We start from the raw sequence: 9,043 nt of genomic DNA, 5'->3' as shown, positions 1-9,043 counted from the left end.
CCTTAGCATAATGCTTTTTCACACAATGCAACAAACCAAATTGCTATGATGATTATAAAGTTAATGAAAAAAGAAGAGGGGAAAGAAGATGCATGATTTTTCAAAACCACCTCATGTGACGAGTCCTGAAGAAACTGCGAAAAAAAGAAGATTGCCAGTTTACATTTTAATTATTGTTGGGCTTTTTCTTATTGCGCTTATCGTCTACATGGTTACTGATCACAGCAAAACGCCTAAAGAAGAAGCTGCTTTTCAACATGAAGCGATACCACATGTCATTAAGAGCACTTCAGATTTAAATATCTATAAAGGGTAAATAAGCTAAACAGTATATCTTGATAAAAAGCCTTTGGGGTGTGACCTGAAGGCTTTTTTTGCAACCTTTTGCATCAATTTGTTGTATTTATGCAGAACTGTGTTGATTAGAAAATATTCAAAACATAAGGTGAGATAGACCGCATTTATCGTCATTTTTAACAACGAATGGTGTTTTTCATAATTGATGGCACTGAAAAGAACATAACAATTGAGGACATAACAATATGAATGAATTTTTTAATGGGCCTCGCGGCGCTCAGTTTGATGCGATGTATTACTGGGATCAGTTCCATCCTATTTTAGCTGCAATCGTCATCTTACTGGTTGGCTGGATAATTGCTTTACTGGTTGCAGCAGGGGTCAAAAAGCTTCTGCAAAAAGTAAACACTAATGCAAAATTATCTTCGGCAACTGGGCGTACTCCAAATATTGAAAGCCTTGTTTCAAAACTCGCATTCTGGTTTATTTTAATCTTAGCTGTTGTCGCAGCTCTCAATGTACTTAATATTAGTGGAGTAAGTGGTCCGTTCAGCAATATGGTGAATCAGGTCCTCGTCTATATTCCAAATATTATTGCTGCTGTAGTGGTGGGTTTTATTGGTTGGATTGTTGCTCGATTGGTACGAGCAGGGGTGACCAATGTTTTATCCCGAACTCAACTCGATGATAAGTTAAGCAGTGAAGTAGGTGTAGGTGGAATTAGCCAGAATATTGGTGAAATTCTTTACTGGCTTGTATTGTTACTTTTCCTTCCGATTGTTCTTTCAATATTAGGATTAACAGGCTTACTGATTCCAGTCCAAAATATGGTAAATGATGCCGTAGCGTTCTTACCAAATATCTTTATTGCTGGCGTTATTGTTTTTGTTGGATATATCTTGGCAAAAATTGTACGCGGTATTGTTGAGGGCCTAGTAAATAGTTTGGGTGTTCAGGCACAAGCTGAAAAAATTGGTCTTTTCAAAAGTTCTAACGTAGGCAAATTCTTAGGTTCATTTGTTTTTGCAATCATCATTATTACTACATTGATTGTAGCGTTTGAAGCTTTAGGCATTGAGACAATTTCTCAGCCAGCGACAGCAATGCTCAATGAAATTTTGCAGGCGATTCCAAATATTATTGCTGCTGGTTTAATTCTACTGGTTGCTTATATTGTTTCTCGTTTTGTTGGCCGCTTAGTCGCTGAATTAATTGCAGGTACAGGCGTTGATGAAATTCCTGCAAAGTTAGATGTACAACGCTTTTTAGGTGAAACTAAAGTTTCTAATGCAGTTGGCTGGCTAATTGTATTCTTTACGATGTTGTTTGCAGTTTCTGAAGCTGCGGATCGTCTTGGTTTCGAACAGATTAGTGGTCTGATCGCAATGTTTATCCATTTCGGTGCAAACATTCTATTGGGCGCTGTAATCTTGGTGATTGGTTTCTGGCTTGCCAATGTTGTGGCGAACGTGGTTCAACGTGGCGAATACAATAGCTCGCGTTGGTTGGGTAGTTTAGTTCGTGTGTTAATTATTGGTCTTGTATTGGCGCTTGGTTTAAGAGCGATGGGTATTGCAGATTCAATCGTTAATCTTGCATTTGGTTTGACTCTAGGCGCTGTTGCAGTTGCTTTCGCTCTTGCATTTGGTTTAGGTGGTCGCCAACCAGCAGAAAGACTGTTGAGTGATTTGTTAGATAAAGCTAAAAAAGAAGCGAATGAACCAAATCCTCTGTATCAACCACCTTCGACTACGACTAGTCCATCTGCAACTACTAGTCCGTCAACATCTACCGTTGCACCAACGACTACAACTTCACCTTCAACAGTGTCATCTGATGCAAAACCAGCTGATTCTGCACAAGTAAATCCAGCAGAACCACCAGTAAATAAACCGTTTGGATCTACTGGAGAAAATGACGAAATTTAGTAAATAAAACTAATTTTCAGATAAACCGTACAAAAAATCTTTGATTTTTGTGATAAGTTCGACCACTCTATATTGAGTGGTCGTCCTTTTTGGCCGTTATAAAAACAAATAAGTGAGGAAAATACGATGAAGAAACCAGGTCGTTTTTTAGCACCGATTGTCATTGCGGGAATTACGGTAGGTTTTTTAGCAAGTGCTTATAAATTTGTGTTTAGCAAATCTAATTCATCAAAACAGGCAACAACTCATACGCGTAATGCTGAAAAATCATCAAATGATTCGAAAGCGTCAAATTAGCTTATTCATCATTTAAACGTATTGTGCTGCTGCATAAGCGGAAGACCAAGCCCATTGGAAGTTATAACCTCCTAAGTGACCAGTTACATCAAGTACTTCCCCAATAAAAAACAGTCCTTTCTGCTTTTTACTTTCCATTGTTTTGGAAGAAACTTCTGTTGTATCAACTCCACCTAAAGTAACTTCGGCAGTACGATAGCCTTCTGTGCCTGATGGTTTGACAGTAAAACCATGTAGTTGCTCGGCAATATGATCTAGCTGTACATCACTGATATTGCCAATCGCTATTTCGCTCTGTTCTGGCCATATGAGTTGTTGTAACTCTTGTACAATACTTTTGGAGGTAAACTCATTAAGAAGGGTACGTAATAAGACTTTCGGCTGTGCTTTCTTTTTATCTTTTAAATAGGTTGCTAAATCTTGGCTAGGGAAGAAGTCAATTTTAAAACTTTCTCCTGAATTCCAATAGTTTGAAAGCTGCAAAGAACTTGGCCCACTTAAACCACGATGGGTAAATAATAATGCTTCAGTAAAGCTATTTTTCGAGTTACTTAGAGTCACATCTAAAGCATTACCACTTAGGCGTGTAGTGACTTTTTTAATGTGATCTGAAAAAGTGAATGGAACTAAACCTGCACGAGTTGGAAAAACTTGATGGCCAAATTTTTGTGCTAGTTCATAGCCAAATCCAGATCCCCCAAGAGTTGGAATGGATAAGCCGCCTGTAGCAACGACTAATGACTCACAGCTAAAACGACCTTGGTTTGTATGTACAGAAAAACCGCCTTGTTTTAATGGATCAATCTGGACAGCTTCGCATTGAGTTTGAATATCAACATTGTTGGTTTTATTACATTCACTCACCAGCATTTCTAAAATTTCTTTAGCGCCATTTAGAGTAAATAACTGCCCGTGTTTTCGTTCTTCATAGGCAATTTTATAATCACAGACCAAACCGATAAAGTCCCAGTTGCTGTAGCGTGACAGGGCAGAAATAACGAAGTGTGGGTTATGAGAAATATAGTTGTCAGGCTCTACATACAGGTTGGTAAAGTTACACTTACCACCGCCTGACATTAAAATCTTTTTACCAATTTTATTGGCTTTTTCTAAAATTAAAACCGAGCGACCTCGTTTAGCAGCATGTGCAGCCAACATGAGTCCAGAAGCACCAGCACCTAAGACAATGACATCGACATGACTGTTAGACATAAGAGATTCTCGATTAATCGTGAAAATTTAAAAGGGGCATATACTATCATGCCGAGCCTTAGTCATGCTAAAGACATTTATCATGGTAGTGAACAATGCGACCTAAAAATGATAAGTTATTGATGTGATTTATTTCTTATATCTGCCTGCAAACCACCAGAATGAATTGCCAAAATACGAGTTCCTTTAGGAAAGTAATTATTCTTTATAAGGTCGAATAAACCGAACATCATTTTTCCCGTATAAATGGGTTCAAGAGGCACGGCATATTGCGCTTCAAAATTTTCTATAAATGCCAATAGCTCGGTTGAAATTTTTGCATATCCGCCACAGGCGTATGCATCTGTCACAGACCAGTTCTGTTTTTTGGTCCACTGCCGAATTTCTTGTGGTAAAAAATCACCTTTTAAAGCCGAAAATCCTAAGACTTTTTGATCGGCTGAACTTCTTTCAATAAGACCCGAAATCGTTCCGCCAGTTCCTACTGCACAGCAAATCACATCGTATTGTTCTAAATCACTTTGACTGAGAATTTCCTGACAGCCTTGAACTGCGAGTTCATTAGTCCCACCTTCGGGAATAATGAAAGTTTCAGGAAACTGCTGATGTAACTGTTGAAGATAGTTTGCATCATCTCGTAAGCGATATTCATTGCGTGAGACAAAATGTAGATGCATTCCTAAACTTTGAGCTTTTGCTAAGGTTGGATTAAGAGCTCTGTCAGCTAACTCTTCCCCACGAATAATTCCTATACTTTTTAAGCCAAAAAGATGAGCTGCATAGGCAGTCGCGGCAATATGGTTGGAATAGGCTCCACCAAAAGTCAAAATGCTTGATAAATTTTGCTGTTTTGCGGCAAGAAAATTGTATTTTAATTTGAAAAACTTATTGCCCGAAATTTGAGGATGAACTAAATCTAATCGTTTAATGTCGAGATGAACTAAAGAGGGGAGTTCAATGTGCTGGTAGGGGATGGGCTGGGCAATGTGATCAAACATTAGAAATTGAGAAAAATAATGATTGATCACATTGTAGCTTTTTAATGAGGCTTTTAAAAAGCAGTTTACGAACCTGTATCGACAGAAGTAATCACTGACATGCCAGGGCGTAAGTGTTCGATTCCTTCCTGATTTGGATCAATGGTAATACGTACCGCAATTCGTTGAACCACTTTGGTAAAGTTTCCAGTTGCATTGTCAGGTTTCAATACACTGAACTCCGAACCTGCAGCTGGTGAGATCTGCTCAACATGTCCTGTAAATTTTTTATGTTTCATGGCGTCGACTGTGAACCATGCTTTTTGACCAATTCGCATATTAGCAATTTGGGTCTCTTTGAAGTTAGCGATTACCCAAGTTTGCTGTGGAATCAGATAGAGTAATTGTGAACCTGCTGCTACATATTGCCCAACACGAGGGTTCACCTCACCAAGTTGACCATCCATTGGAGCAACAATAACACTGTAGTCTTTAGTAGTTTGCGCCTGATCTAATTGTGCTTTAGCGCTAGAAACTTGTGCTTCTAAGCCAGCTTCTGCGACCTGCGCCGTTTTAAGTGCTTCTTTGGCAACTAAAACATTAGCTTCTGCCTGCTTCAGTGCTGCAAGATTATTTTCAGCATCTGCCGCGGCTTTATCTTGTTCAGATTTAGAGGCAGCGCCACTATTTCCTAACTGTTGATAGCGTCTAAGCTGGGCTAAAGAGAGTTCATATTGAGCTTTAACTTGTTCTACTTTAGCTTGTGCAGCCACAATATCAGCTTGTTTTTGAGCAATAGACTGCGTTTGGTTGGCTAAAGTATTTTTAGCTTGTTCAACCCCTGAAGCGGCTTGCGCTACTTTTTGGTCGTAAGTCGTTGCATCAATATGCATTAATACTTGACCCTTTTTAACGTAGTCAAAGTCCTTAACTAATACATCTTTAACGTAACCATTAATTTGTGACGATAAAATCGTGGTTTTACCTTTGACATAGCTATTGTCAGTTTGCTGAACACTCGTTGCGAAAGGTCCGATTCTCCATGCCCATAAAATCACTAAAATACCGACAATGAGCACAACCAGCATCCATAATAAAGTTGAGCGTTTTGTCGGAATCAGTTTACTTGCAGGTGCAGGTGTTGGCTCGTTGGTAGGTGCCTGAGCAGGTGTTGGTTCCGGTTTGTTTTGATCATCTGACATATATCAATCTCAATTTCTATTTCATCAATAAAGAAGCTATTAAGGACGGCTAATTCCTCTGCGTTGTAGATATTTACTCCGTGCAATATTAAATCCACCCCACAAAAGTAGTGCGACAGCAAAAATACCGTTTAATGCAATAACATCATTGTAGGCACGCACTTGCGCTTCACGTGTGACTACTTGATTAAGTGAGCGCATGGATTGAGCTGTTTGTAATGCTGGGTCAGTCGTAGTAACTGATGCGCTGCGTTGATAGGTAGAGAGTCTTTGAGCGACCAGAGGGTCTGCTTGTTCTAAATCTTTAATAATTTCGGCTTGATAGTTTTGCGTCCGATGTTGTTGATAGGTCGAGAAGAACGAAGACCCGACAAGACCACCGAAAGTTTGGGTTGCAGAAAATAATACGATGAAGGTCACCACATAAGATGGACCTTTAGCAAGTGTTTGCGCAAAGCCAATCAGGAGCAAGGGCCCAATAAATAGACCACCAGCAAAGCCGACTAAAAACTGACTTGCAAAGAAATTCACAGGTCGGACATCACTGGTTAAGTGATAATCTAGTCCACACGCGACTAAAATTAAAAACTCAGCAAAAAGTAAGTGGAAGATAATTCTTTCACGTGAAAAAGTAAGCGCACTAAAAAGTGTTCCGCTTAAAATCCCCACTAATATGACCACATAGAGGGGAACAAATTGGTCAGGACCCATTCCCATAGTTTTTAAGAAGTTAACCGCTGCATAACTTTGTTCTGACATTAAAAGTCGAATGGCAAAGGCACCAAAAATGAAACGTAGGGTAGAAGCGGCCCCTAACCAGCGCGTCATAATTAATGGATTGGCGCGATAATGTTCATAAAGCAAACCAAGAACAACTAAGCTAAAACCTGCAATTAATACATAAGCAAGCCACTCGCTATTAAACCACCATAAAATTGGACCTTGTGTGAGCACAATACATAAACAGGCAAAGCCGGGAGCGAGTAAAGCAAAGGTGAAAAAATCTTGCTTCTCAAAAACATAAATCCGTAAGCTACGTGGTAATTTCAATGAAACAACCATGGCTAAACAACAAAGTGCTAAGCCGAGCTCAAACGTATATAGAACAGACCAACTGTCTGTATTTACAAGAAATGGAGAAATAATCCAAGCTAATGGTACGCCGAGTTGCTGAAAACCGAATGCGATATATATTCCTTTTGCCATGTCTGCTTTTTTAAAAGCTTGCATGGTGTAATACATGCCTAATGAGCTCAGTGGCGCGCCAGCTAAACCCGCGACAACCCGTGCGAATAGTGCCATTTCATAGGTGTGTACAAAAATATGCAAAACAAGCACGGCAATAAAAATAACGAGCCCTATTTCTGAAAACACTCTCAGACCATATTGTTGCCGGGCTTTAAACAAAATCAGGTTTGAGCTGACATTTGCCATAACATAGGCCGCAGGCAGCCAAGCAGCTTCTGAAGGCGTCAGGCCATATTCACCTTGGATTAAGGGTAAATTTGCCGTAATAAAACCATTACTTAAGCTTGCTGAAAGAGCGATGAATAAACCGATAAAAAAGTAAATAAACCGCTTAGGTACAGAATGCGCAATAGCTGCTGGTGAACCAGGTAAAGTCGGTTGCTCTTCAGGTGTCCAGTCGGGTGGTGTTTCTAAATAACGAGGCGTTTTACTCATTCTATCCCTCGAATTTTTTGTATTTGAATACCATGAAATAGTAATTCAATTGCTCGTTTTGCTAAGCGAGTCTGTTCTTCTGGCTCATGTCCTTGAAATGAAGAACCTAACATTGCAGTGACCATTGCATAGTCGTCCGCAGTTAGATCGGCTCGGCACAATTTTTGTTTTATCGCATTTTCAATCAGTGGGTTAAGTGCATTATTTCGCCGTTCATAAATTTTTAACATAATTGGATCTTGTCGATCAATCACTCTCCAAAAATCTTGCAAAATTGCAAGCTTGGGAAGTTGTGCAATATGTCCTTCAATTAAACGAAATAAACCATCCTCGAATTGTTGAAAATGAGCTGCTTTTTGCTCTAGCTGTGTAATCGCACGCTCTAAAAGGGCGCTAATTAAAGCTTTGCGATCACAAAAGTTGCGGTAAAAAGTTGCTCTACCAACACCAGCGTGGTCAATTACAACTTGTAAGGGGACATTAATGCCATGGATACGAAAACATTCTTCGGCTGCATTGAGTAATTCATCCCGATTATGGGCAGCGATTTTTTGACGTTTACTCATGTCATTGATTGAGGAGTTTTAAAGGTTATATATTTAACGGACATTTTTGTCCGTTGTGAAGATATAAATTGTAAAAACATGAAAATTCAATTTTCATCATTTATATCTTCTGCATTTTTATATGTGTCATAAAAAGCTGTTAGAATACCGCGCAATTGCGTGATGCTAGGTCAATACAATGTTTGAGTCCCTTATTCCTCTTTTTTCAATTGCGATGGCATTGATGCTTGGAGCAATAAGCCCGGGGCCAAGCTTTATTTATGTAGCGCAAAATTCGATTTCTAAATCACGTAAACATGGGTTGTTTACAGCATTGGGAACAGGGACAGGCGCAGCTCTGTTTGGCCTATTAGCTGTTATGGGGTTACAAGCAGTTTTATTGGCGGTACCTTCTGCTTATTTAATTTTAAAAATTGGTGGTGGGCTTTATTTGCTTTGGCTGGCTTTTAAAATTATTAAACACGCTAAAGAACCAATTGCAATGGAAAACGATGGCAAATCGAAAATGACTTATAAACAAGCATATCGATATGGCTTAATTACCCAGTTAAGTAATCCAAAAATCGCAGTTGTATTAGCGAGTGTATTTACAGCTTTACTGCCAAAAGAAATCCCGAATTATTATTATATTGCTCTACCAGTTATCTGTTTTATGATTGATGCTGGCTGGTACTCATGTGTTGCGATGCTGCTATCTTCAGAGAAGCCCCGAAAAATGTATTTAAAGGCAAAAACAGGTGTGGATCGAGTTACTGGAAGTATTGTTACGCTATTAGGTTTAAAGCTGATCTTTTTCAAGTAAATAAAGTTTAATTAAAATATCTAAAAGATAAAAAGCCAGGCAATGAAAGTCTGGCTTTCTTTTTGTGTAGAATATATAC

Annotated in this window: 9 protein-coding genes; 4 read left to right on the top strand and 5 right to left on the bottom strand. The window is 39.0% G+C overall.

Annotation, left to right across the window (positions count from 1 at the left end; all coding sequences use genetic code 11):
- The first annotated feature begins 88 nt into the window (after window positions 1-88).
- The 3 genes from HUN22_RS13020 to HUN22_RS13010 all read left to right on the top strand — a co-directional run bounded on the left by HUN22_RS13020 (window position 89) and on the right by HUN22_RS13010 (window position 2,522).
- Entirely contained in the window at window positions 89-316 is a 228-nt protein-coding gene (locus tag HUN22_RS13020; RefSeq protein WP_016144456.1) for a hypothetical protein, read from the top strand.
- Between the two features lie 226 nt (window positions 317-542).
- Entirely contained in the window at window positions 543-2,225 is a 1,683-nt protein-coding gene (locus HUN22_RS13015; RefSeq protein ID WP_174730070.1) for a mechanosensitive ion channel, read from the top strand.
- Between the two features lie 126 nt (window positions 2,226-2,351).
- Complete coding sequence (locus HUN22_RS13010) at window positions 2,352-2,522, top strand: hypothetical protein (protein ID WP_174730067.1); 171 nt, start codon at window positions 2,352-2,354, stop codon at window positions 2,520-2,522.
- A 12-nt stretch (window positions 2,523-2,534) separates the two neighbouring features.
- Here the strand turns inward: HUN22_RS13010 and HUN22_RS13005 are convergent, their stop codons facing one another.
- The 5 genes from HUN22_RS13005 to HUN22_RS12985 form a co-directional block, all read right to left on the bottom strand.
- Window positions 2,535-3,734 (bottom strand): NAD(P)/FAD-dependent oxidoreductase, encoded by a 1,200-nt coding sequence (locus HUN22_RS13005; RefSeq protein ID WP_174730064.1) that lies wholly within the window; start codon window positions 3,732-3,734, stop codon window positions 2,535-2,537.
- 116 nt (window positions 3,735-3,850) lie between these two features.
- On the bottom strand, window positions 3,851-4,732 hold the full coding sequence (locus tag HUN22_RS13000; RefSeq protein ID WP_174730061.1) for a 1-aminocyclopropane-1-carboxylate deaminase/D-cysteine desulfhydrase: 882 nt from the start codon (window positions 4,730-4,732) through the stop codon (window positions 3,851-3,853).
- Between the two features lie 65 nt (window positions 4,733-4,797).
- Complete coding sequence (locus HUN22_RS12995) at window positions 4,798-5,913, bottom strand: HlyD family secretion protein (protein ID WP_174730058.1); 1,116 nt, start codon at window positions 5,911-5,913, stop codon at window positions 4,798-4,800.
- Between the two features lie 39 nt (window positions 5,914-5,952).
- Window positions 5,953-7,596 (bottom strand): MFS transporter, encoded by a 1,644-nt coding sequence (locus HUN22_RS12990; protein ID WP_174730055.1) that lies wholly within the window; start codon window positions 7,594-7,596, stop codon window positions 5,953-5,955.
- Entirely contained in the window at window positions 7,593-8,162 is a 570-nt protein-coding gene (locus HUN22_RS12985; protein WP_061874909.1) for a TetR/AcrR family transcriptional regulator, read from the bottom strand. The genes HUN22_RS12990 and HUN22_RS12985 overlap by 4 nt, the downstream gene beginning before the upstream one ends.
- A 178-nt stretch (window positions 8,163-8,340) precedes the next feature.
- Between HUN22_RS12985 and HUN22_RS12980 the strand changes: the two genes are divergently transcribed.
- On the top strand, window positions 8,341-8,964 hold the full coding sequence (locus HUN22_RS12980) for a LysE family translocator (RefSeq protein ID WP_174730052.1): 624 nt from the start codon (window positions 8,341-8,343) through the stop codon (window positions 8,962-8,964).
- The last annotated feature ends 79 nt before the right edge of the window (window positions 8,965-9,043 follow it).

Source organism: Acinetobacter lactucae, from assembly GCF_013344765.1.
GTDB lineage: Bacteria > Pseudomonadota > Gammaproteobacteria > Pseudomonadales > Moraxellaceae > Acinetobacter > Acinetobacter lactucae_A.
This window is presented reverse-complemented; position numbering and strand designations above follow the sequence as displayed.